Genomic DNA, 22,483 nt, shown 5'->3' on the forward strand with positions numbered 1-22,483 from the left:
GGACCCCGTGACCACGGAGCGACGCCCGCACGCCACTTCGTACGGCTAGACGACCAGGCCGCCGGAGACCTCGACGGCCTGCCCGGTGATGTAACGCGCCCGGTCGGAGGCCAGGAAGCACACCAGGTGCGCCACGTCCTCGGGGGAGCCGAACGCGTGCCCGGGTATGAGGGACTTCAGGAATTCGGCCTTGTCCTCGGGTATCGCCGCGGTCATGTCCGTCTCGATCAGACCGGGGGCGACCGCGTTGACGGTGACGCCCCGGGCGCCGATCTCCTTGGCCAGCGCCTTGGTGAAGCCGATGACCCCCGCCTTCGCGGCCGAGTAGGCCGTCTGACCCGGGATGCCGTGCAGCCCGGACGAGGAGGCGATGTTGACGATGGCACCGCTGTGCTGCTTCACCAGGGGCATCAGCAGCGGCTTGGTGACCGTGTACATGCTGTCGAGGTTGGTGGCGATGACCTCGTGCCACTGCTGCGGGGCCATGCGGGCGAACAGGGTGTCACGCGTGACGCCGGCGTTGTTGACGAGCACGTCGAACCGGTCCAGGCGGTCCAGGGCCGCGCCGGCGAAGCGCTCGGCCTCGCCGGCGTCGGCGACGTGCGCGTACAGCGGCGTGCAGCGCTGCCCGGGGTGGGCGGCGCGCAGCTCGTCGGCGAGGGCGCGGGCCCGGTCCTCTCCGCTGTGGTAGCCGAACACGACGTCGGCGCCTTGCGCCAGCGCCAGGCGGACGACCGCGGCGCCGATGCCCCGCGATCCGCCCGTGACGATGACGCCGCGCCCCGCCAGGGGGAGGTCATCCGCCACTGCCCACCCCGGGCACCGGCAGTGTCACGCCCGCCGCGGCGGCGTGCCCGCGGGATTCCCTCCGGTGCCGCGCGGCCTGCTCCCGCAGCTCGCGGTAGCGTTCCTCGGCGACCAGGGCGGAGATCATGGGAGCGTAGAACGCGCCGTCGTCGACCAGCTTGATCCGCTCCGGAGTGACCTTCGCGAGGCCCCGCTCGGCCAGGGCGTCCCAGATGGTGGCGAACTTCTCGTAGATGTCGAGTCCCAGGGCGGTGCGGTACCGGGTCCGGTCGATGTCCGTGCTGATGAGGCTGCGGAAGAGCAGCATCAGCAGCCAGTCGTCGGGCGTGTGCCGGAAGCCGCGTTCGACCGGGAACCGGCCGTTGTCGATCGCCGCCTTGTACTGGGGCAGGCTGCGGTGGTTGATGAAGGACCACGAACGGCCGGACGGGAGCGCGGGATTGCCGAAGAAGGTGATCGCCGCGTAGCCCAGTCCGAGGCTGTCGACGTGGTCGAAGCGGGTGGTGTACCCCTCGCGGAAGTCCCGGGTCGTGGGGTCGCCGGGGCGGCGGAAGTTGTAGGTCGACAGCTGCTCGTAGCCGTGGTCGACCAGGAAGTCGCGCCCGGCCCGGTACAACTCCAGGTTGGCCAGGGTGCTGGGCAGCTCGTGGTAGCGGTTGAGCGCGAAGTCGGTCGGGCCGCCGACGTTCAGCTCGTAGTGGGTGATGTCGTAGACGTCCCAGGAGACCAGGGTCTCCAGGTCCTCCAGCAGGGTGTCGACCGTCTGCTGGGGCCAGCCGAAGATCAGGTCGACGTTGGCGGCCAGCCCGAGCTCGCGGGCCCATTCCAGGCTCTGGATGACGTGCTTGGTCGTCTGCTTGCGCCCGCTGAAGCTGTTGAGCCGTTCGTTGATCTGCTGGACGCCCATGCTGATCCGGTTCATCCCGGAGTCGGCGATCGCCCGCATCTTCTCCCGGGTGAAGAGCTGCGGAATGCCCTCCAGGGTGAGGTCCGCCTGATCCGAGATCTCCGGGAAGAGGCGGCGCACCATGTCCATGATCCGGTGGTACACGGCGGGCCGGTAGAGGTTCGAGGTGCCCCCGCCGAAGTACGCCCCGGCGAGGAGGACGCCCTCCATCTGTTCCCGGTACATCTCGGCTTCGCGTTCCACGTAGCCGTAGTAGTTCTCCAGTGCGGCGTTGCCCTGGAACTCCTCGACGGGGAACAGGCAGTAACCGCATTTGCCGGGGTCGGTCTTGATGCAGTACGGCACGCCGATGTAGAGGAACACCGGGGATTCGTTGTGCGTCTCGCTCAGGCGGCGGCGGTCCTCGCCGATCTCGTCGAGCGGCACGGAGAGCTCGTTCCAGAACCGCGGCGACGGGAAGCCGTGCTGGATCTTGTTGACCTGGCGTTCGGCCAGGTGGCTGTCGAGGTAGTTGTTGACGAAGTCGGGGGTTAACACGATTGCTGGCACTTCCCCTCTGGTGGGATCTGCCGGGTGGTCTGCCGGGCGCGGCGGGAGGAAAGGCTCACGAGTCCGTCGGGGCGGTCGCCGCGTCGGCCGGCTCCGCCAGGATGACCCGTTGCACGAGGTACTCCGCCAGTTCCTCGATGCTCTGGTATTCCAGTGCCTCCATCGCCTTGAAGCGGAAGTCGAGCTTTTCCTGGATGCGGCGCTGGAGTTCGGTGATGGACAGGGAGTCCAGGCCGATTTCCAGCAGTGCCAGGGAAGGATCGAGGTGGTGGATGTCGACCGCCAATTCGGCCGACATCCGCCCGAGGGTGTCGATGATCTCGTCGGTGAGCCAGCCGATGACCGCCTGACGGCGTTCCTCGGCCGTGAGGGGCTCGATGCGCTCCCGCAGTTCCCGCCGGGAATCGCCGCTCTCCCGGGCGCGGTCGCCGGCCGGTGCGGCCGGGACCGCCGAGGTGTCCGTCAGCGAGGCGACGCGCCGGAACTCGACGTCCTCCATCTCCGCGAGGATGTTCCCGGTGTCGTCCAGGACGCGCAGCCGGGCCGTGAACGCGGTACCGGAGTCGTTGGTCCGCAGCCGGACGTGACCCCAGACCTGGTCGGGGAGAGCGCCGCGCAGCACCATGCGGCCCACACCGACCGGGATGTACGTGCCCTTGGCCGCCCCGTCGCGCGCCGCCGCGGCGGTCAGGTGCAGGCAGCCGTCGAGCATGGTGGCGAAGCCGTGCTCGTGACCCACGCGCGACGCCCCGTCGGGAGCGGCCGTGATCCGGCCCAGCGCCTGGCCGGCCGCCTCGTCCAGCCACACCTCGCGGACGGTGGAGAAGCTCGCGCCGTACTCCATGCCGTCCTCCCGCAACAGCCCGTAGAGCCGCCCGGGCGCGAGCTCCGTGGGCATCGCCGCGCGCAGCTCCTCGGGACGGGTGGCGGCGGAGTCCTGCCGCGGGGCCGGTCCGACCTTCCCCTGGCAGTAGCGGGGGGTGCCCTCCCCTCCGGCCACGGCGAACCGGAAGCGGCCGTCCGTCGCGGGACCGTCGCCCTCCAGGCCGATCTGGACGCTGCTGGTTCCGGTGGGGGCCAGGAGGAGCGGCCGGACGAAGCCGACGTCGGTCAGCTCGACCGGCGCGGACCCGTGGCCGTTGACCGAGGCGTAGGCGTCCACGGCCAGGCCCAGGTAGGCGGTGGCAGGGAAGACGGTCGAGCCGAGGATGCGGTGGTCAACCCACGGTGTGCCCGCCCGCACCTCGTGCCGGTGGACGATCCGGGCGGCGGGCTCCGGCTCGGCCGGGGCCTCCGGGGCCGGGGACCGCCGGCGCGGGGCCGGTTCCGCCGGCTCGCGGCGCCCGGCGTCCGGCGTGTCCGTCAGCCAGTAGCGGTCCCTGCGGAACGGGTACAGCGGGGCGGACGAGGTGCGGCGGTGGCGCGGGCCGCGGTAGAGCGCGGGCAGGTCGATCGCGGCTCCGGCGGTGAACAGGGCGCCCGCGGCGGCGAGGAGGTTGCGTACGTCCTTGCGGTCGCGCGACAGGGTGGGGATCACGGTGACGCCGGTGGCCCCGAACGCCTCCGGGATGTGCGCCCGCAGGGCGGGGTGCGGGCCGATCTCGACGACCACGGTGCAGTCCAGGGCGGCCACCGCGCGCATGCTGTCGTGGAACAGGACCGGCCGACGGAGCTGCTGGCTCCAGTACTCCGGCCCCTCGGCGCCGGTCAGGGGCTCGCCCGTCACGTTGGAGAGCACCGGGAGGACCGGGGCCGCCGGGCGGAGCGCCGCGGCGGCCTTGCCCAGCTCGGGCAGGGCCGGGTCCATCAGCGGCGAGTGGAAGGCGTGCGACGTGCGCAGCCGGGTGGTCCGCACACCCGCGGCCCCGGCCAGGCGGGCCACCTCGTCCACGGCCTCCGCCCGGCCGGAGACGACCACGGCGCGCGGGCCGTTGACCGCGGCGACGGACACGTCCGCCTCGCGCCCGGACACCCAGCCCCGCACGGTCTCCGGGGGCGCGGCGACGGCCAGCATCACGCCGTCGCGCGGCAGCTCGCCCATGAGACGGCCGCGTAGCGCACTGAAGCGGGCCGCGTCCTCCAGGGGGAGCATGCCGGCGACGCACGCGGCGACGACCTCGCCGATGCTGTGGCCGACCACCGCGTCCGGAACGACCCCCCAGGAGCGCAGCAGCGTGGCGAGCCCGTACTCGACGGCGAACAGCGCCGGCTGGGCCAGCCGAGTGTCGTCGAGCACCTCCGGGGACGGCTCCTCGAAGAGTAGCCGCCGAAGCGGTACGGGCAGTTCGGTGTCGAGCACCTCGGCGCACCGCTCGACCGCGTCGGCGAAGACCGGTTCGCTGTCGTGCAGTTCGCGGGACATCCCGGGGTACTGCACGCCCTGGCCGGTGAAGACGAAGGCGGTACGGGCGGGTTTGGCCGGGTGCCCGCTGAGGACGGACGGGGGCGTGCGGCGGGTCCGCCACAACCGGAGGTCGTTGGCGATGCCGAGGGCGCCCCGGCCGGTCACCGCGAGGCGGTGGCGGTGCGCGGCACGCCCGGCGGCGGTGAACACGGCCGCGGGCAGGGTCTCCTGATCGGCCCGGGACAGGTAGTCCGCCCAGCGGTCGGCCAGCCCGTCGAGGCTCTCCGGGGACTTGGCCGACAGGACCAGCAGCTCGGCGGGGCGCGGCCGCGCGGTGTCACCGGCGCCGAGCCGGGCCCGCGGTGCCTCGCGCAGGATCGCGTGGGCGTTGGTGCCGCTGTAGCCGAAGGAGTTGACGGCGGCCAGGCGCGGGGTGTCCCCCCGGGGCCAGGGCACGGGTTCGCCGGGCACCTCCACCGCGGCGCCCTTCAGGTCGATCTTGGGGTTCAGCCGGTCGAGGTGGAGGCTGGGGTAGATGGTCTCGTGGTGCAGGGAGAGAGCGGCCTTGATGACGCCGAGGAGGCCGGCGGCGGCCTCGGTGTGACCGAAGTTGCTCTTCACCGACCCGACGTAGAGCGGCCGGTCCGCGGTGCGGGCGTGGCCGTAGGCGCCGGCGATGGCGTTCATCTCGATGGGGTCGCCGACCGGGGTCCCGGTGCCGTGCGCCTCGACGTAGCCGACCCCGGCGGGATCGACGCCGGTGCGCGACAGCACCGTGCGGATCACCTGCTCCTGGGTACGGCCGTTGGGCGCGGTGAGCGCGGGGGTGTGGCCGTCGTGGTTGATCGCGGTGCCGAGGACACTGGCGAGGATGGGGTCGCCCCGCTCCTCGGCGAGCGACTCCCGGCGCACCAGCGCGGCCACGCAGCCCTCGCTGCGGACGTAGCCGTCCGCTTTCGCGTCGAACGCCCGGCACTGCCCGGCGCGGGAGAACAGCCCTAACTTGCAGAAGGAGACGTGCACGTCGGGGGAGAGGATCAGATTGACCCCGGCGACGACGGCCGAGTCGCACTCGCCCGTGAGGATGGACTGCCGGGCCAGGTGCAAGGCGGTCAGCGACCCGGAGCAGGCGGTGTCGACCGTGAGGCACGGCCCCTTCAGGTCGAGGAAGTGGGCGATCCGGCCGGCGCTGATGCTGATCTCGTCGGCCATCGAGTCGTAGGCCGTGATTCCGGTGAGGCCGCCCGCGTCGTGCTTGAGGAAGGCGTAGTTGTTGCTGTTCATCATCGCCAGGAAGACGCCGGTGTCGCTCCCCCTGATCTCGTCGGGGTTCTGCCCCGCGTGTTCCAGGGCGTGCCAGACGGTTTGCAGGAGCAGGCGCTGCTGCGGATCCATGCGGGCCGCCTCGGCGTCCGAGATCCCGAAGAACGCCGCGTCGAAGAGATCGACGTCGTCGACGAATCCGCCGTGGCGGACGTAGGTCTTGCCCAGGGCCAGGGGGTCGGGGTCGTAGAGTTCGTCCACGTCCCACCGGCTGGACGGGATCTCCTCCACACAGTCCCGCCCTTCGCGCAGAACTGTGTGTATATCGTTCAACCCGTGCACCCTTCCGGGGAGCGTGCACCCGATTCCTACTAAGGCAATGGGCTCAGCATCCATGCCGACTTCTCCTCCAGGCGGTGGGGGCGATGCTGTCGTGAGGGCCGGGACGGGAGCGCGGCCTGGGACAGCCATCGGTTCGCGGAGCGTCGCGCGAGTTCGGTGCCGCACCGCGAATCCTCGAAGCGGATTGCGGTTCTATGAGCAGGAGTTGACCGAATTGCGCTTCCGCACACCCTCGCAAGGCTAGGTGCGGCCCGGTGCATGGGGCAAGGAGCTGCGAGGGGCGCAGAGGGGGCGCTCTCGGAGAGCGCCGGGCGCCGCCTTTTGTGACGGGCGTACGCTCCGCACGGCGCACACGGCGTGTGGGGCGGAGCGCAGTGCTCGGTGAGTGCTGAGGCGTGCGCCGGCGTGAGTACCCGGCGGGCGGTGCCCGGCAGTGAGATCAGGCCGGCGGCGCGCCCTCGGGCCCCGGCACCGGGGGCGCCGCTGCCGTCAAAGCCGTCAGGCGCGCCTCGGAGGAACGCCCCGCGCGCCGGACGCGTAAGGAACCGCACGCCACGAGTGCGTGCGGTTCCGGGGGCCGCTCGGCTGTGCGGGAAGGGCGACCGCGCCCGTCCCTGTTCTACTGACGGCCTCAGTAGAACATGAACGTCGGGTACAGGCCGTTGAGGTACTGCGTGATGACCTCGCCGGCACCGATTCCCCCGCCGTTGGCGGCGTTGGCCACGTCGTAGACCGATCCGTAGTTGCCCATCCAGTGCCAGGTCTTGGGTGCGGCGGCGGCCTTCGTGCTGCTGCACTGCCTGAGTGCGATGCCTTCCTGGGCGGTGAGGACGGCGTCGGTGGCCGGCGTGTCGCATACCGCTCGCGGGGCCTTGGGCGTGGTCGACCGCGGGTCGTCCGCGGCCGCCGCCGGGGCTGCCAGGCCGATCAGCAGGGCGATGGGGGCGGCCGCGAGAGCGTGGGTGCGAAGACGGTTCATGGTGACCTCCATGAGGGGATCAGATGTTCGACGGGGCGGACATCTGGACCAGCAACCGTACGGTGACCCGTTCTCCCGGGCGCTTCGGATGGGCCATTCGGGTGATGGCTGTGACGTTGACCAGCGGGGATGGGCTGATGATCTCCACATGGGGGTCGGTCGGGTCCGGCGCGGGCGGCGTCGGTGACGAGGAGGAAGGCGAAGACCGCGCTGCGCCGGAGATGGTCAGGTCAGGCCTGGGCCGCGTCCAGCAGGTTGTCGAACGCCGCGGCCACCGCGAGGCTCTTGGTGATGTCCTTGGGGCTGGCCTCCGGGTTCGGGCCGCCGTACCAGACATCGGCTTGTACCTGGTATTTCGCGATGTAGGGGATCGCGTCGTCGGAGGCCAGGCCCGGGTAGCCGACCGCGACGTCGACGAACATGTGGTCGATCCAGGGGGTGGCGAAGCGGATGACGTCGACGACGTAGGGTTTGAACTCGTCGCTGTAGGTCGCGCAGAAGAGGATCTGCTGGTCGTCGTTGACGAGCGCGACACGCAGGTCGTGGACCGTCCCGATGCGGCCCTCCCAGTAGGGCGCCTCGATGCAGGCCTTCTCGGCGCGCTCCCGGAAGACGGCGGGCCCGGTGGGCTGGATGACCGGTGCGATCAGGGTGAACTCGGACCGGTTCACGGCGCGCAGGCCGACGCCGTCGGTCTGGGAGCGGGGGCTCTGGAAGTGCTTGGCGATCTCCTCGACCGGTACGTCCGGGGAGATCGGCTGGTAGGTCGACGGGTCGAAGTCGTACATCTGGTTTCCTTTTCGGCAAGGGACGTCAGGACCGGTCGGGAAGCACGTCGGCCGCCGAGGCGGGTTCGGCGCGGTGCTGGCCGTTCAGCTCGTGGCGCAGCACGGACGAGCGCCGGTACACCTCCTTGCGGACGGCCTGGATCGGGCCGATCGGTACGTGCTCGGGAGGGCAGCGCCACGGGGTGAACGACAGGCCGTCGGCGGCGGCGAGGTTGTCCTCGCCGCCGATGTCCTGGCGGGGGAAGCGAAGTCTGCCGACCGTCACGAACGGGGACTCGTGTTCCTCCCATTCGACGGTGAGGTCGTCGACGGGCATGGTCTCCAGGGACGCGCACAGCTGCACCTGGAAGTCGAACTCGTGATCGGACCGGGCGAGCTCGCCGACCAGGGCGGGCCGGAAGACCTCGTCCTGGCTCGTCGGGTCGAGCACGCGGGCCCGCACGCCGGCCGCGGACGCGTCCGTCGGGCGGATGCGCAGTTTGGCGATGTAGTCGCCGTGGCGCATCGCGCCCATGGAGAAGAACGAGCTGAGGAGGAGGTTCTGCCAGCGGGCCCGCGCGCCCAGCCGCAGGAGCGCGCCGAGCTCGTCCCAGGCCCACTCCTCGGGCGGCAGCGTGCCGTACCCGGTCACCCAGTTGTAGTACATCCGGTGGTTGCCCCGACGGCCGTCGAGCCGGTACTTCGGCATGTCGATGAAGAGCTTCGACAGGAAGGTGTAGTGGGCCGCGGTGTTGCAGAAGAAGATGGGCCCGTTGATCATGTTGAAGTCCATCGTGCGGCTCGTGGCCTCGTCCGGCAGAGTGGTGGTGGAGTCCACTCCGAAGACCTTGACGGCCATGCCCACCACGTTGCCGAGCATCCGGTCGGCGCCCAGGTGGGACAGCCCGTTGGAGTAGCGGACCAGCACGTCGTGCGTCCCGGGCCTGCCGTAGACGCCCTGGGCGTACTCGGGCGGGGCGCCGTCGAGGATCTCGAGCGTGCCGCGCACCAGTCCGTACGCCTTCGCGTGGGCGAAGCGGACCGCGCGGCCCTCGCCCTCGCCCTCCACCGAGCCCCTCTCGAAGTCCTCGATGACGTCGATGGCCTGCCGCATGTGGCGGTCGAAGTCCGGTTCCGGTGGGGCGACATCGGCCGAGTACCGCACAGGGGAGAAGTTCATCTTGGACGGCGTCACCTGTCGTCCTCCGGTTTCTGTGAGGGGCGCGTGATGGTGGGGTCCCCGGCCGGGTCGGGCAGCGTGGTGAGCCACTCGAGCGCGGCGAGGCCGGGGAGGAAGAAGTACTCGCCGCCGCGCATGGTCACGAACCGGGGCAGCCCGGTCAGCCGGCGGCGGACCGGCCTGGCCGGGATGGTGTGCGTGCCGTCGCCGTCGTTGTTGCCGACCAGGGGGTCCTGCTCGGTGCCGAGCCCGGCGAAGTCGCCGCCGTTGAGCCACACCTGCTGCACGAACTCGAACTGCCGGGACAGGCTGGCGCCCATGAACACGAAGATGATCCCGCGGTCCACGCCGTCGTCGTCGAGGACCCCCTCGGGCAGCAGCGGGCCGTACGCGGCACCTCGCCGCAGCACACGGTGGATGCCGGTCTCGACCACGGTGTCCGTGAGGCTGTCCCTCGGGTTGGCGCGCCGGATGTGGGCGCCACGCGGCACGCACAGGCCCCGCGGGTCGTCGTAGTAGCGGAAGTCGTTGTTGCGCATCGGGTCCGCGCCCAGTTCCGGATCGTCGTGGTCCGGGGCCAGCGCGAGCGGCGCGCCGCTGCGCCAGCGACCGACGATCTTGGCCGCGAGCAGTTCCTCGTCCTCGGGTGAGCGCGCGTTGTCGCGCAGGTACCGGCGGAATCCGGCGACGTCGGCGCGCAACTGCCGGAAGGCCAGGTAGCAGCCGTTGCGGCTGAGCGCGTCCGGGACCGGCCCCTTCGGCGGTGTCCCGGATTCGTCCGGGTAGCCGAAGAGGAACTCGCCGGGCTGGACGGCGTCCTGACCGGGCAGCGGCTGATCGGCGCTGCCGACCAGATACGGGCTGGAGATGCCGTCCCGGAACCCGAAGTGCTCGCGGCCGGTGACCGGCACCCCGACGTCGAGCCGGTAGACCAGGCTCACCCCGGCAAGCCGCCCGGCCGCGTCCACCGGCTCGCGCAGCCCCTCGGGGGTGCCGGAGATGATCATCACGCCGATGTGTACGTCAGGGCCGCCCAACGGGGGGATCCAGTTGCCGGGATCGTTGGCGCCGACGTCGCCGAGCACCTCCTTGCGGGCGGCCATGCCCGCGCGGAACTCCTCGGAGAAGGAGGCGAGCGAGTCCTGCGGCAGGCCCAGCCGGGCCAGCCCTCGGTAGCTGAAGGCGATGTTGAGGGTGAACGGGCGGGGGCGCTCCCACTCCACCGCGCTGGTGACCTTCGGCAGGACGTCGCGCAGGGACCGCTTCGTCGCGGCCGGGTCCTCGATCCGGTACAGCAGGTACACGCCGTGGTAGTCGTCCGGGCGACGGCGCAGCACGGTGCCCTGGACGTCGTCCAGTTCCAGTGCGGGCGCCGTGCCCTGGCCGAGCCCGCTCACCCCTGGGGGTCGAACTGCCGGGTGGGTGCGGACATCGGGGGCCTCCTCCACGCTTCGCAAATATGGACATATTGTGCATCGTGGGTGCCCGCGGTGGCGGGAATCAGCTCATCGTGTCGCGAGGGCGATCGATCCCCTCGTCCTCTCCTGGGGTGGGCACGGACGGTGTCGCCGCCCTGGTCAGTCGCGTCCGGGTGGCTGGAAGCACGGGTTCCGAGGTCGTCCCGGGCAGGGGTGCGGTACCGGGGAATTCCTTAGTCTTCACCAGGGGAGTGCCGGAAACGTTCATGCTCGATTAAGGTCCGTGGGTAGCCGAAGCATTCGGGTTCCGACCCCGGATCTCCGAATTCCGCTTTTGGTGTGGGTGTCGCTTTATGCCGTGCCCGCAAAACCTGAGAAGGGAGTGCTCATGAAGATGGTCAAGGCTTTTGTGAAGCGGTTCAAGAAGGACGAGGACCTCGCCAACCACGCATGGGTCCTGCACGTCATCTGATGCCCCGTCGTCGGCGGAGGACACGGCGAAATGCCGCTGCCTCCGCCGACACCGCAGAGTGCCCATGGCCGCCGCGGTGCGCGGCGGCCATGGCCGCGCCGGATTCCGCCGCAGGCCGGGCCGCGGCGCGGAGCGGCGGTCCCGCCCGCTCCTCGCCCGGAGTTCTCCCCCTGCCGCGGGGAACGCATTTCATCGCTGTTCTAGTGGAGGCGGGATTCTCGTGGAAGAAACGGTGTCGGCGGCGGTGCACGGTCATTCCGTCGTGTACGCACCGCGCATTCAGGAACTGCTGGCCGCGGAAGAAAAGGTATTCCGGATCGACGCCACCACGGTCGGCGTATCCGACTGCCACCTGATGGCCGAAATCGTCGCGGCGCGCCCTGTACTGGCGACGGAGCGCTCGGTCTACAAGCCCGCCGCGGGAGCCGACATCCCCCACGACAGCGCCACGCGGACGATCCGCGCGCTCGGGCAGGACGTCATGGCGGGCATGCGGACTCCGCCGCCCCCGGCGCGCGGGCTGTCCGGCGCCTGGCCCTACGCGTCCACCGCCTATCTGCGCCGCTGGCTCTTCTCCTCCGACCCCCTGCCGGTCTCCCTGTTGTCGAAACGCGGCGTCACGCGCTCCGACACGCTCTCCCGGATCGTCGACCGGGCCGTCACCGCCTGGCCGGGATCCGGTGCCGAGGGCAGGGGCACCGCACTGGCCGAGCGGATACGCGGTGCTTCCGGTACCCAGGACCGGAAGCAGGCCGTCGCGATGTACCGGCGAGCGACGGCGACCCTCTGCGACGGCGTGGCCGCACTGGCCGGCAACGCCCTGTGGCTCATGGGGCCGGGAAGGAAGCGGGAGGGAGCCCCCGCCGACCTCACCGCGATCCTGTGGGAGACACTGCGGCTGCTCCCGCCCGCGTGGATGCTGTACCGCAAGGGCGGGGACGCGTACACCGCGCTGCACCCCGAGATCCGTCCCGCGGACAACGTCGCGCTCTTCCCCCTCCTGATGCACCGCCACCCGGATTACTGGTCCGACCCCCTGGAGTTCCGGCCCGAGCGGTGGGCCGGGGTGGAGGACCCGGAGAAGACGCCCGGGTTCATGCCGTTCGGCTTCGAAGGCGCCCGCTGCTGGGCCAAGCATCTGGTCGTGCCCCTGGCCGAGCGCCTGCTGACCGTCGGCTTCGACGACGGACTCGCCATCCGTAGCCCGCGGCGGGACGCGGAGGTCCCCCTGCGCTCCCTGCTCGCGGTGCGATTCGAGGCCGAAGCCGGGGCGTGAACGGCGCCGCCCCCTTGTGCCGCCCGCCCCGCCCCGCCCCGAGCCGACGCCGCCGACCGCAGACATCAGGCACCGACACCCTGACCCCACGGGAAACACCATGGAATCACCCACGCTGGCCGGCTGGGTCGGCGACGTCGAGAACTTCACCGGCGACCAGTGGCAGCGCCGACCGGCGGTCTTCGCGCCGGAGGCACTCGCCTCGCCGTTCGACCTCGACGAGCTGGACGACGCCTTCGACGGAGGGCTGCTGCGCACTCCCTACCTGGAGATGGTCCGCTCCGACAAGGTCACCGTCCCGCCCGAGGCCTACACCACCTCACGCGTCGTCAACGGCATCACACACCACGGCTTCGCCGACCGTGCGAAGGTCGTCGGACTCCTGCGCGCCGGGTCGACGCTGCTCCTGCGCTGTGTCGACCAGTGGCACCGTCCGACGGGCGATCTGGTGGCGCGACTCTCCGAGGAGCTCGGCCGGCGCGTGGAGGCGTTCTTCTTCGTCACGCCCGCGGGAAGCCAGGGCCTCGCGGTGCACCGTGACGACGCCGACGTGTTCGTCCTCCAGACGGCCGGGCACAAGACCTGGTACGTCCACGACGCGCCGACGGTCGCGGACTGGTCGCTGGGGGAACTCCCGGACGACGAGCACTCCCCGCTGCTCCTGCGCAGCGTCCTCGAGCCCGGCCACGTGCTCTACGTCCCGCGCGGCTTCGCCCACCGCGCGGTGGGCGCCGCCGGACTGTCCGCCCACCTGTCGCTGACGGTCCGTGACATTTCCCTCCAGGATCTGCGCACGGCTCTGGAGCGGAAGTTGTGCGAGGGGCTCGACCTCCCGGCGCGCCCCTTGGGCGAGGCCGCGATCGCCGACGCCTGCGCCACGCTGATCGATCATGTCCGGGCGAAGCTCGACACGATCGAACCGGGGGACCTGCGGCTGGCCGCACGGACCGCGCAGGCGGCGCGGCGGCCGGTCGCGACGGCGGATGCGGAGGTGGGGGCGGAGACGCCCGCGCGGACATTGGCCGAGGCGGCCCGGAGCTGGGGAGACGGCGGATCCGGTGCCAAGAGTGCCGGGTCGGCGCCCATCAGCCGTACGTGGCGCAAGCTCCGTGACGCGGCACGCACCGCGCGCTGACTCCGATGCCGGCGGCGATACGACACCGACGGGCTCCGGGACGGTGCGGAGGCGGATGGTTGAGCGTCAACAAGCCGTTTGTACAGGAGAGTTATGGCCGAATCGCCGACGGGTTACTGATGCTTTGAGGCGCCTTTGGGTCGGATCCATAGTGAAGAGCGACCGGAAACGGACGCCAGGAGATCGATCCGAAGGGAAAGAAGAACATGCGCAAGTTACGTGTGATCGCCGCGGCCGCCGCCCTCACGGCCACGGCCGGCCTCGGGCTGGCCGCACCGGCGGTGGCGGAGCCGGCGGCGGACCCGGTGCCCACGGAGCTGACGTGGGTCGGCCGGGACCCCTCGGCGGCGGTGCCGGACGGCAAGACGGCCATGTACGACATAGATGTCACGACCGCCCGGATCACCTTCACCGGCTACAAGGACCGGCAGGAGGCGACGCCGGAGCCGGCCGACTCCGCCGACCTGCTGACGACGAAGGTCCGCACCCCGCCGGCGAGCAATGACTGCACCTTGTTCGCGAGGATCCCGTTGAAGTTCTACGGTTTCTACGGCGCGGGCCAGGCGTACAGCGACGAGGGCTGGCCGCACCGGAACAAGATCGACTCCGGTAAGTGGACGTGCCGGGCCACGTACTACGAACAGCGCACGAACTACGGACCGTTCAGCACCCCGAAGCTGTCCCCGCACACCGAGGCGAAGTTCCGGAGCGGGACGGCGCGGGTGGAGATCGTACGGATCTGGTGACGGCGCCCGGGCGCCGGGCCGGGGCCGGCGGCTGATGTCCTGGGTCGTTGAGGCCATGCCACCATCGGCTACCGGTCCGGCGCCACCACCTCAGTCGTCGGTCAGCGTGCGGCCGAGGAGGGGGAGCAGGCGGTCCCAGTGGTGCTGTAGTGCGGAGGGGTCGAAGGCGTCGGTGTCGGACATGGTGAAGCCGTGGACGGTGCCGGGGTAGATCTCGGAGGTGTGGTCGACACCCGCGGCGTCCAGGGCCTGGTTGAGCTCGCCGAGGGCCTCGGGCGTCAGGTCGCTTTCGGCGTGGCCGAGGTGGACCCGGGCGGTGAGCGTGGAAAGGAGGTCGCGCAGGCCGTCGGGTCCGCCGGTGCTCACGGGACCGTGGAATCCGGCGACGGCGGCCACCTGGCCGGGGTGGGCCGCGGCGGTGCGCATCGCCAGGAGGCCGCCTATGCAGTAGCCGGTCACCGCGACCGGTCCGGCGCTCACCTCGGGCCGGGTGGTGAGGAACCTGAGGTAGGCGTCGGCGTCGCTGAGGATCCGTTCGGTGGTGTGCGCCTCGATCAAGGGCATCAGCTCGGCGAAGACCGCGGTCCGCGCCTCTTCGCCGATGTGCTCGGGAAGTTCGATCACCGGTGCCGGGCCGTGCCGGTAGAAGGGGTTGGGGGCGAGCACGTAGTACCCGTGCCCGGCCAGCTCGCGCGCCATCTCCCGTAGTACGGGCCGCAGGCCGAAGCCGTCCGCGTACATCAGCACCCCTGGGTGCCGCTCGCCGTGGTCGGGGAAGGCGGCGAAGGCGTCGGCCCGGCCGTCCGGGGTGGGGATCTGCAACATCTCGGTGGGAATGGCGGATCTTCCTTCCTTGGGGTTCGCCGAATCAACGTTTGTCTCACTAACGGTTTCGGCGTGGGTGACCGTACATCGTTAGTCCGGCTAACGCAATGGGTAGGATGGGCCCCATGACCAGAGCCGAAGCCGCGGACATGCCCGACGACGCCGCGCGCGAGACGCCCGACCGGCTGCGCCGGCAGGCGAGCCGGCAGCTGTCGCAGCTGACCGCGCGGTCGGACCGGCTGATCAACGAGGGGCTGGCGCGCGTCGACGCACGCAAGTGGCACTACGCCGTGCTCGCCTCACTGCAGGACTGCGGGCCGGGCAGCCAGGCGACCCTGAGCGGGCGCACCGGCATCTACCGCAGCGACATGGTCGGCGTGCTCAACGAACTGGCCGAGCGTGAGCTCGTCGAGCGGGCGCCCGACCCCGACGACCGGCGCCGCAACGTCATTACGATCTCCCCCCGGGGCCGCCGCCACCTGCGCCGCCTCGACAAGGTCCTGGACGGCCTCCACGACGAACTGCTCGCACCGCTGGATCCGGCCGAACGCGACCAGCTCATGCGACTGCTCACCCGCTTGCTGGACCACCACACCCGGACCTCCTGACCCCGTGCGGTGCCCTCCGGTGTCGATGGCGCCCGGGCCGCTCACGCGCCACCCGGGCACCGCGCCGCCCTACGGCGCCTTGACCGCCTTGAACTCCACGAAGTCGAGGTCGCCCTCGCCGTACTGGTCCTTCCAGTAGAGCGCCTTGTCGCGCGGGAAGGCGGAGGACGCCGCGAAGTACAGGTACGAGCCGTCCCACCGCGTCTTGACGCGGAACGAGTCCCCGCTGGGCACCAGCATCCAGGGGTTCTGCCGGCAGCTGTCCATCAGGACGATCCGGCGTTGGTAGGAGTGACACAGCGAGGGCGTGCCGCCCCGGCGCCGGAGTCTGATCTGATATCCCTCACCCCATGTGGAGTTGCCGTCCTTCTCGAAGACGACGGGTATCCCGCGGTCTCCCGCGCGATCCGTGTAGCGCACCGCGTCCCCTTCCGCGGTGAGCCCGCGGTCGAGCTTCGTGGCCACCAGGTAGTAGGGGACGCCGGGCTCTACGGGGCCGGGCCCCGCGCCGTCGGCGGCCAGGGCCGGCGGGGGCGCGAGGGATACCGCCAGCATGGCGAGGAAACCGGCCAGGACGGCCGACGGACGGACTCTCGGGAGACTTCCTGAAGCGTGCTTCACCGGATCGCTCTCCTTCGGAACGGAACGTGTGGCCTTGAGCGGAGTCCGTACGTTCGGCCGACCGCCGCCACCGGTACGCCGCTCATGATCTACAACAACCGGCCCGTGACGAAAGGCTTTTGCGTCCGGGGCAGGACGGCGTAAGGGACAGGTGGTGTAATAAGGGATGCAGTTTTCCGTTCCCGACCGATCTTCCGCCCAGGCTCCGAGGCCCATGCCGGTGAGTGAGGCGGCTCCGTACCCGGTACCCGACGCGGCGGCTTATCTGACGGGGGAGTGGACCGTCGAGCGCGTCCTGTCCGACCTGGCGGCGGACCGTAGGGGCTCCTTCCGCGGCACGGCGGTGTTCCGGGAGGCCGACGACGGCCGGCTGACGCACACGGAGGACGGCGAGCTGTGCTGGGAGGGTGCGGCGAGCGCGGCGGGCCGCACACTGGTGCTGCTCCCGGCCGGGGACGGCACCTGTGAGGTCCTGTTCTCCGACGGCCGTTTCTTCCACGACCTGGACCTGCGCACGGGGCACTGGGCGGTCTCCCACCCGTGTGCGGCGGACAGCTACGAGGGGACGTTCGACGTCGTCTCCCGTGACGAATGGCGGGTGTGCTGGCGTACCACCGGCCCGGCCAAGGACCACTCGCAGCGTTCGGTCTACCGGCGCCGGCTCGCCCCGGGACGGTGAGGGAACACGGGGCCGCCCGCCGAAGGGTCGTCCCAGGTGAACTGAGACGACCCTTCGGCCGTGCTCGGCCGGCTCAGGGAGCGGTGCGTGGGAGGGGAAGCAGCGGCCACGTGTTCGACAGGCGCATGGCGGACTCCGTCACCGCCGGGTCGGCCGACTTCTCGACCACCTTCTGAAGGAACGCGTACGCCGCCGCCTCGTACAGCTCGGTCGTCGACCGCAGCCGCGCCGCGGTCGCCTCCCGGCGCAGCTCGGCGCGCTCGGCGGCCGTCGACTCCAGCGCCCGCGCCCGCTCGGCGGCGGCGACGGCGGCCTCCCGGGCCCGCTCCAGCCGGGCGCGCAGCTCCAGGTGGGAGCGGTAGGAGTCGAGGTACGGATGCTCCCGCAGCAGGCCGAGCAGGAGGCCGATCCCTCCGGACAGCAGGAGCAGGGCGACGAACATCCAGGTCACGGTGGCCGGTTCGAGGTGCAGGCTGTCCACCAGCGTCGGAGTCGGCCGGAGGTCCTCCATGCCGGCGACGCCTTCGAGGTCCTTGGGGAGCGGCTGCGGCTCGCGGTGCCGGAAGACCAGCTTGGACCGCAGGTGGCCGAGGGACCAGGTGGAGAACCCCCAGACCGCCAGCAGCGCGACCGCGGGCAGGTTCACACCCTTCGCCGAGGCGGTGGCCGGCCGGCCGCGCAGAGCCCGGCCGGCGAGGTGGGGGACGACCACCATGACGACGGCCGCCGAGACGGCGAGCATGCCCGACAGGGCGTCCGACTCGGTGCTGCCGGACCCGTGGAAGGGCTGGAACGCGATCCAGTAGATCGGCACCTCCACGGCCGCGATGACCAGCAGCAGGCTCCACACCATCCACCGGGGCAGCCCGGGCCGTACGGGCAGACCCTCCCACTGGGCGGCGTCGGCCTGCCCGCGCAGATCGGCGTACGGGTCCGCCTGCCGGGTCCCGGTCGGGTCCCGGCGGGTGTCCGCACCGGCCGCGGCGCCGGTCGCCGGACTCGGATCCAGGCTCTGCCAGTCCTCGTCGTCCGGCCCCTGGGGCGATGCCGCGCCCGGTCGCCGCTTCCCGCGGCTGCCGCCGTCGCCGTCGTCCGCGTCGTCCCCGTGCGGGTGACCGGGGCCGTCGGTGTCGTCCCCCGGGTGGCCGGGGGTGTGCGCGCGTCCGTTCCTCCGCTCGGGTTCCTCCGTACCCTCGTCGAGGTCCAGGTCGCCGAACCGGGCGCGCAGCCAGCGTTCCTCCAGTCGCTCCCGGACGCCGTCCCGGAACCGCTCCCAGCGCACGGCCCGGGCGGCGAGCCGGTCCAGCTGCGCCCGGTTGGTGTCCAGCCAGCGCCGGTTCTCCGCCAGTTGCTCCTCCAGCCGCCGGACCTCGGCCTCGGCGCCGGCGGCGGCCGAGAGGGTGTTCGCCTCCTGGGCGCGCGCCCGGGCCTCCTCGTCCTCGGCCTCCTCGGCCAGCCGGTCGCGTATGTGGTCGCGCACGGATGCCAGCTGGGCGAAGTAGGGTATGCGGTCCCCGCTGCCCAGGACCCACGGATCCAGGGCGCCGGCCTCGGCCGTCCTGGCACCGCGGCGGCGCGCGGCACGGAACAGGCGCAGCTGGTCCGGCCGCTCCGGGACCAGGGGAACGCGCTGCGACCCGGTCGGGTACGGAGCGCGGCGGGTGTCGCCCGCGGTCGTGGCGGGCCCGCGTCGGAAGGGGCGGGCGAACCGCGCCCGGCGGGGCGTGCCCCCGGGGTCAGCGCCGGTAGTCGTCGTGGACACGGGCTTTGGCCCTCCCTTCCATGATCTCCGTCCAGAAGGCGTCGAACGGCTCGTACTCGCTGGGCTTCGCCTCGCGGCTCATGCCGTAGCCGACCGGGTAGACGTCCATGCCGGACAGCTTCGGCACCCCTCGGGGGCCGATCAGCTCCTCGACGGCGCTCTTGCGCGCCGCGGGGGTGGAAATGGAATCCGGGGTCAGCGAGAACTCGGGGTCGGCCTGTTCGAAGTCGCTGACCACGAGCAGGGCCGCGCGGCCGCCCCCGGAGGGCATCGCCTCGGCGGCCCGCGCGAGTCCGCCGAGGATGTCGGACCCGCTTTCGGTCTCCTGCGCGCACTTCAGCATCGTGCGGGCTCCGGCCACGGCCCGGACCATCGCCTCCTGACGGATGGCCGCCACGTCGTCGGTGCTCTTGGCGGGCGGATCGAGGTCCACGTCGCCGACCCGGCACCGGGAGGCCTTGGAGGCGCGGGTGATGGGCGCGAAGGCCATCGTCGCGCAGCCCTGCTTCTTCATGAACGGCACGATCGTCGCGTCGAGTTTGGCCTTCGCGTCGAACCCGTCCTTGGCGGAACCGGAGCCCGAGCCGTCCAGGACGGCCGCGCAGGGGGTCTTGAGGGCTTCGGGCTTCTCCGTGGAGCAGCCGACCGCGGTGAGCAGGGCGGCCAGCGTCAGGGCGGCGACCAGCCGCGCCGGCCGGCGGACACGGGGTGAGTGCGCGCGCGGAGGTGCGGGGTGGGACGTCATCGGGTTCTCCTCCCTCGGTCGGCGGCGGGTCGCGGCCGCTGCCCGGCCGGAGTGTCCGCCCCGTCCCGGCGGGGCTGTGTGTCGAGGATCTCCAGCGCCCGGGCTACGGCGGGCACGCGGGTGCGGGCCGGCGGGTCCTGCGCCGGGGTGCCGCCGGTGAGCAGCCACGCGTCGACGTCGTCCCAGGAGGCGTCGAGCGTGACGCGACCGGGCAGCCAGTGCGCGGGGCGGGCGGTGAACAGCGGGTGGGCCGGTCCGTCCGGGTTCGCCCGAGCCGCCTCCGGCGTCCGTGCCGTCGGCGGGAACCGGTGCCGCTGTCGTCCGCGTGGCGGCTCCGTCGCCCTTCGGTGCTCCTCCGCCCGGGTCGACCGGACGGTCAGCCATACCGCGTCCCAGTAGCAGGCGAGGCGCTGGTCGGCCTCGTGGGTGAGGGCGGTGGCCCGTGCGCGGCACAGTTCGGCGTCGGCCCGCCAGGCCCCGACCATCGCGCCGTAGCGGGCGAGCGCGGCGGGCGAGGGCTCGGCGCGTACGTCGTACTGGGTGACCACGCGCACCGACTCCGCCTGGATCCGGATGACCGCCCGCCGCTTCTTCCGCAGCATGCGGGAACGTAACTGGCCGACCGCGCGCAGGGTGCCCGAGTGGACCTCCATCACGAACGGGGTCACGATCTCCGGGAGGTCCGACGGATCCAAGAGGTCCGGGAGACCGGGGAGATCCGCGTCGTCCGGGCGCGCGCCGGGTTCCCGCGGCGGAGGCACCGGCAGCAGGGGCCGTAGGCGGGGCGCGTCGAGCCGCCCGCGCCGCCGGGCCCGGAAGGCGGTCAGCCGCCCGAGCCGGGCCCGGCGCGCGGGCCCCCTGATCTGGTCTGTGGTGATCACGATGACGGATTCCCCCTTCTCCGTTTCCCTTGCTCCAGATGGAGGAGGGTAACCGAAGGAAAGCAGAAAGGGAGCCGCAAATTCGACGGATTTCGGCTCCGGCCGCGCTCCCGCCGAAGTCACCCGGTTGCCGACCGGAAAACGACCGGCTTGTTTTCCCGAAGTGTTTGCGGTGAGCGGGTAATTCCGTTGATACTCGATTCCCGTCCACCGGGGGAGGGTGCGGTGCGCATCAGAATCAACGGGACGCATTTCCCGCTGGAGACGCTCGGCCCGGGCCGGCGTCTCGGCGTCTGGTTCCAGGGCTGCCCGCTGGCCTGTGCGGGGTGCATGTCGCGGCACACCTGGGCGCCGGAGGGTGGCCGTGAGTCGTCGGTGCGCGAACTGCTGGACCTGTGGCGCGAAGCCCTGGACAAAGGCGCTCAAGGGCTGACCGTCAGCGGCGGCGAGCCACTCGAACAGGCCCCGGCCCTGGCCGAGTTCCTGGCCGGAGCGGCCCTGCTGCGCGGTGCGCACGAGCGTGCCGGGGGCGTGGCGCACGGCACGCGGGCCGACTTCCTCGTCTACACCGGCTACGAGGAGGAGGAGTGGGATCCGCCCCGGACGCGGGCTCTGCGGCACGCGGACGCGGTGGTCGCGGGGCGGTTCCGCGTCGCCGAGCCGACCGCTCTGGTCTGGCGCGGGTCGGCGAACCAGCGGCTGCTGCCGCGTACCGCGCTGGGGCGGATCCGCTACGCGCCCCATCTGCGCAGGCGGGCGACGGGCCCGGCCGTCCAGGTCGTGGTGGAGGCGGGGCGGAAGCCCGGGGCGGCCCCGGTCGCCCACCTCCTGGGCGTGCCCGCCCGAGGCGAACTCGGCTTCTACGAAAGGTGGTTGGCGGAGCGTGGGCTACGACTCAAGGGCCGGAGCTGGCGTCCGTGAGAAGACGGGCCAGTTCGGGGCGGCGGGCCACGAAGTGGACCGTCCAGTAAGGGTGCCGGCTCAGCTCCTCCTGGACGGCCCAGCACAGCCAACGGGCGGCTTTCACGGGGGTGAGGCCGCCCTGCCCGGCGCCGAGCAGAGGAAAGCAGATCGACGCCAGGGGCGGGTCGTAGGCGTCGCGTTCGGCGTTCGCCCGGGCGAAGACGGCCGAGACGGCGTCGGCCAGCGTCTGCGGATCGACGTGGTAGCGGACGCCGTCACCGAGGGGCCGGACGACGGCCGCGTGGTAGACGCGGCGCACCCCGCGCTCCGCGAGGGCGCCCGCGGAGGTGGGGACGACGATTCCGGGCCGCACCGGCAGGCCGGTGCGGCCGTGGGCGCGCATCCAGTCGGCGAGTTCCCGGCTCAGCACGTCGTCGGTGATCTCGCCGCCCGGGCTGCGTATCGCGGCGGCCCGGCGCAGCGCGCCCGAGACGGTCGGCCGGAAGGTCTTGGACATCTCCATGTGCGTGTTCTCCGAGGACACCAGGATGTCGATGTCCCGCAGCAGTTCCACGGAGGACACGTGCACGGTGACACGACGCGGCACGGCCGCCGACGGCGCGGGCCCGGCCGCGCGGACCGGGGGGTCGGGGAGCGCGCGCGGGGCCTCGGGCCCCACCCGGCCGGGCCGGGCCTCGCGGGCCAGGGCGAGGACGGCGCCCGCGAGTTCGGCGATGACCTCCTGCTCCTGGCCACGCCGGAAGCGCTCGGCGGTGACCCCGTACACGGCGGCCGCCGCCTTGCGGCGCTCGGGTGCCGAAGCGCCACGACGGCCGGGAAGCAGCCCGAAGGTGTGGGCGGCGGCCCGGCCGAGCGGATCGGCCCGCCGGTCGTCCGCCTCCTCGGCCGGCGCTCCGGGCGGGAGGGGCCCGGCGGCCGGTGCGGGCGCGGCGGCGAGCCGTCGCACGGCCGCCTGGAGCAGCGCCTCGACGCCGGCGGCCTCGTCCGCGCACCCGAGCGCGTACCCGGCCGCGGCGGCGGCCCGCTCCAGGGCCTCGGGACGGACGCGTCTGAGGGCGGCGAGACCGGGCCGGCGCAAGGCGCGCAGCTCGTCGGCCAGCCGGGCGTGGGAGGGCAGTCCGGTGTCGGCCGGGGCTCCGGGGGATCGTGGGTCCGGTGCGGACGCGGGGGTCAGCGGGCTCATGGTCGACACGATAATCCCGGTTACCGGATGCGGAGGCGGGGCTGCGGGGCAGTGGTTTGGAATGATCAAT

19 protein-coding genes are annotated in these 22,483 nt (G+C 72.0%); 6 read left to right on the forward strand and 13 right to left on the reverse strand.

Annotation, left to right across the window (positions count from 1 at the left end; translation table 11 throughout):
* Positions 1-45 precede the first annotated feature (45 nt).
* From LUZ64_RS29130 to LUZ64_RS29160, 7 genes are all read right to left on the reverse strand, one after another.
* Positions 46-807, reverse strand: coding sequence for an SDR family oxidoreductase (locus LUZ64_RS29130; RefSeq protein WP_095583911.1), 762 nt, complete (start codon positions 805-807; stop codon positions 46-48).
* The gene (locus tag LUZ64_RS29135; protein WP_170116899.1) at positions 797-2,251 is read right to left on the reverse strand and encodes a coproporphyrinogen-III oxidase family protein; all 1,455 of its coding nucleotides are present in this window, start codon (positions 2,249-2,251) and stop codon (positions 797-799) included. The genes LUZ64_RS29130 and LUZ64_RS29135 overlap by 11 nt, the downstream gene beginning before the upstream one ends.
* 67 nt (positions 2,252-2,318) lie before the next feature.
* Entirely contained in the window at positions 2,319-6,341 is a 4,023-nt protein-coding gene (locus LUZ64_RS29140; protein ID WP_095583909.1) for a type I polyketide synthase, read from the reverse strand.
* Between the two features lie 502 nt (positions 6,342-6,843).
* On the reverse strand, positions 6,844-7,191 hold the full coding sequence (locus LUZ64_RS29145) for a hypothetical protein (RefSeq protein WP_232398955.1): 348 nt from the start codon (positions 7,189-7,191) through the stop codon (positions 6,844-6,846).
* Between the two features lie 230 nt (positions 7,192-7,421).
* Entirely contained in the window at positions 7,422-7,979 is a 558-nt protein-coding gene (locus LUZ64_RS29150) for a hypothetical protein (protein WP_095583908.1), read from the reverse strand.
* 25 nt (positions 7,980-8,004) lie between these two features.
* On the reverse strand, positions 8,005-9,153 hold the full coding sequence (locus LUZ64_RS29155) for a catalase family protein (RefSeq protein WP_232398957.1): 1,149 nt from the start codon (positions 9,151-9,153) through the stop codon (positions 8,005-8,007).
* Positions 9,150-10,535, reverse strand: a complete 1,386-nt coding sequence (locus LUZ64_RS29160) for a Dyp-type peroxidase (protein ID WP_211305136.1) — start codon at positions 10,533-10,535, stop codon at positions 9,150-9,152. Before LUZ64_RS29160 ends, LUZ64_RS29155 begins: the two co-directional genes overlap by 4 nt.
* Before the next feature lie 713 nt (positions 10,536-11,248).
* Between LUZ64_RS29160 and LUZ64_RS37585 the strand changes: the two genes are divergently transcribed.
* The 3 genes from LUZ64_RS37585 (at position 11,249) to LUZ64_RS29175 (ending at position 14,185) form a co-directional block, all read left to right on the forward strand.
* Positions 11,249-12,304 (forward strand): cytochrome P450, encoded by a 1,056-nt coding sequence (locus LUZ64_RS37585; protein ID WP_170116897.1) that lies wholly within the window; start codon positions 11,249-11,251, stop codon positions 12,302-12,304.
* Between the two features lie 100 nt (positions 12,305-12,404).
* On the forward strand, positions 12,405-13,439 hold the full coding sequence (locus LUZ64_RS29170; RefSeq protein WP_095583906.1) for a JmjC domain-containing protein: 1,035 nt from the start codon (positions 12,405-12,407) through the stop codon (positions 13,437-13,439).
* A gap of 206 nt (positions 13,440-13,645) precedes the next feature.
* Complete coding sequence (locus LUZ64_RS29175; protein WP_095583905.1) at positions 13,646-14,185, forward strand: hypothetical protein; 540 nt, start codon at positions 13,646-13,648, stop codon at positions 14,183-14,185.
* A gap of 90 nt (positions 14,186-14,275) precedes the next feature.
* Here the strand turns inward: LUZ64_RS29175 and LUZ64_RS29180 are convergent, their stop codons facing one another.
* A complete protein-coding gene (locus LUZ64_RS29180; RefSeq protein WP_248288947.1) occupies positions 14,276-15,010 on the reverse strand; it encodes a dienelactone hydrolase family protein in 735 nt (244 codons plus the stop codon).
* Positions 15,011-15,135: 125 nt separating this feature from the next.
* On the opposite strand from LUZ64_RS29180, the gene LUZ64_RS29185 reads away from it, so the two are divergent.
* The gene (locus LUZ64_RS29185) at positions 15,136-15,618 is read left to right on the forward strand and encodes a MarR family winged helix-turn-helix transcriptional regulator (protein ID WP_095583903.1); all 483 of its coding nucleotides are present in this window, start codon (positions 15,136-15,138) and stop codon (positions 15,616-15,618) included.
* Positions 15,619-15,687: 69 nt separating this feature from the next.
* Here the strand turns inward: LUZ64_RS29185 and LUZ64_RS29190 are convergent, their stop codons facing one another.
* Positions 15,688-16,239 (reverse strand): hypothetical protein, encoded by a 552-nt coding sequence (locus LUZ64_RS29190; RefSeq protein ID WP_095583902.1) that lies wholly within the window; start codon positions 16,237-16,239, stop codon positions 15,688-15,690.
* A gap of 220 nt (positions 16,240-16,459) precedes the next feature.
* Here LUZ64_RS29190 and LUZ64_RS29195 point away from each other — a divergent pair, with 220 nt between their 5' ends.
* Positions 16,460-16,918 carry a DUF6314 family protein gene (locus LUZ64_RS29195; RefSeq protein WP_232398959.1) on the forward strand — a complete coding sequence of 153 codons (459 nt, stop codon included), beginning with the start codon at positions 16,460-16,462 and terminating at the stop codon, positions 16,916-16,918.
* Between the two features lie 73 nt (positions 16,919-16,991).
* Here the strand turns inward: LUZ64_RS29195 and LUZ64_RS29200 are convergent, their stop codons facing one another.
* The 3 genes from LUZ64_RS29200 to LUZ64_RS29210 are packed head-to-tail and all read right to left on the reverse strand — an operon-like array spanning position 16,992 to position 20,306.
* On the reverse strand, positions 16,992-18,680 hold the full coding sequence (locus LUZ64_RS29200) for a hypothetical protein (protein WP_095583900.1): 1,689 nt from the start codon (positions 18,678-18,680) through the stop codon (positions 16,992-16,994).
* Positions 18,655-19,425, reverse strand: coding sequence for a hypothetical protein (locus LUZ64_RS29205; RefSeq protein ID WP_211305135.1), 771 nt, complete (start codon positions 19,423-19,425; stop codon positions 18,655-18,657). Before LUZ64_RS29205 ends, LUZ64_RS29200 begins: the two co-directional genes overlap by 26 nt.
* Positions 19,422-20,306, reverse strand: coding sequence for a hypothetical protein (locus tag LUZ64_RS29210; RefSeq protein WP_095583899.1), 885 nt, complete (start codon positions 20,304-20,306; stop codon positions 19,422-19,424). The genes LUZ64_RS29205 and LUZ64_RS29210 overlap by 4 nt, the downstream gene beginning before the upstream one ends.
* Before the next feature lie 225 nt (positions 20,307-20,531).
* Between LUZ64_RS29210 and LUZ64_RS29215 the strand changes: the two genes are divergently transcribed.
* Positions 20,532-21,227, forward strand: coding sequence for a 4Fe-4S single cluster domain-containing protein (locus tag LUZ64_RS29215; RefSeq protein WP_095583898.1), 696 nt, complete (start codon positions 20,532-20,534; stop codon positions 21,225-21,227).
* Here LUZ64_RS29215 and LUZ64_RS29220 read toward each other — a convergent pair.
* Positions 21,202-22,413: a macro domain-containing protein gene (locus tag LUZ64_RS29220; protein WP_095583897.1), complete on the reverse strand. Its 1,212-nt coding sequence runs from the start codon at positions 22,411-22,413 to the stop codon at positions 21,202-21,204. The two genes, LUZ64_RS29215 and LUZ64_RS29220, sit on opposite strands and share 26 nt — an antisense overlap.
* Between the last annotated feature and the right edge of the window lie 70 nt (positions 22,414-22,483).

It is taken from the genome of Streptomyces albireticuli, assembly GCF_021228125.1.
Lineage (GTDB): Bacteria > Actinomycetota > Actinomycetes > Streptomycetales > Streptomycetaceae > Streptomyces > Streptomyces albireticuli.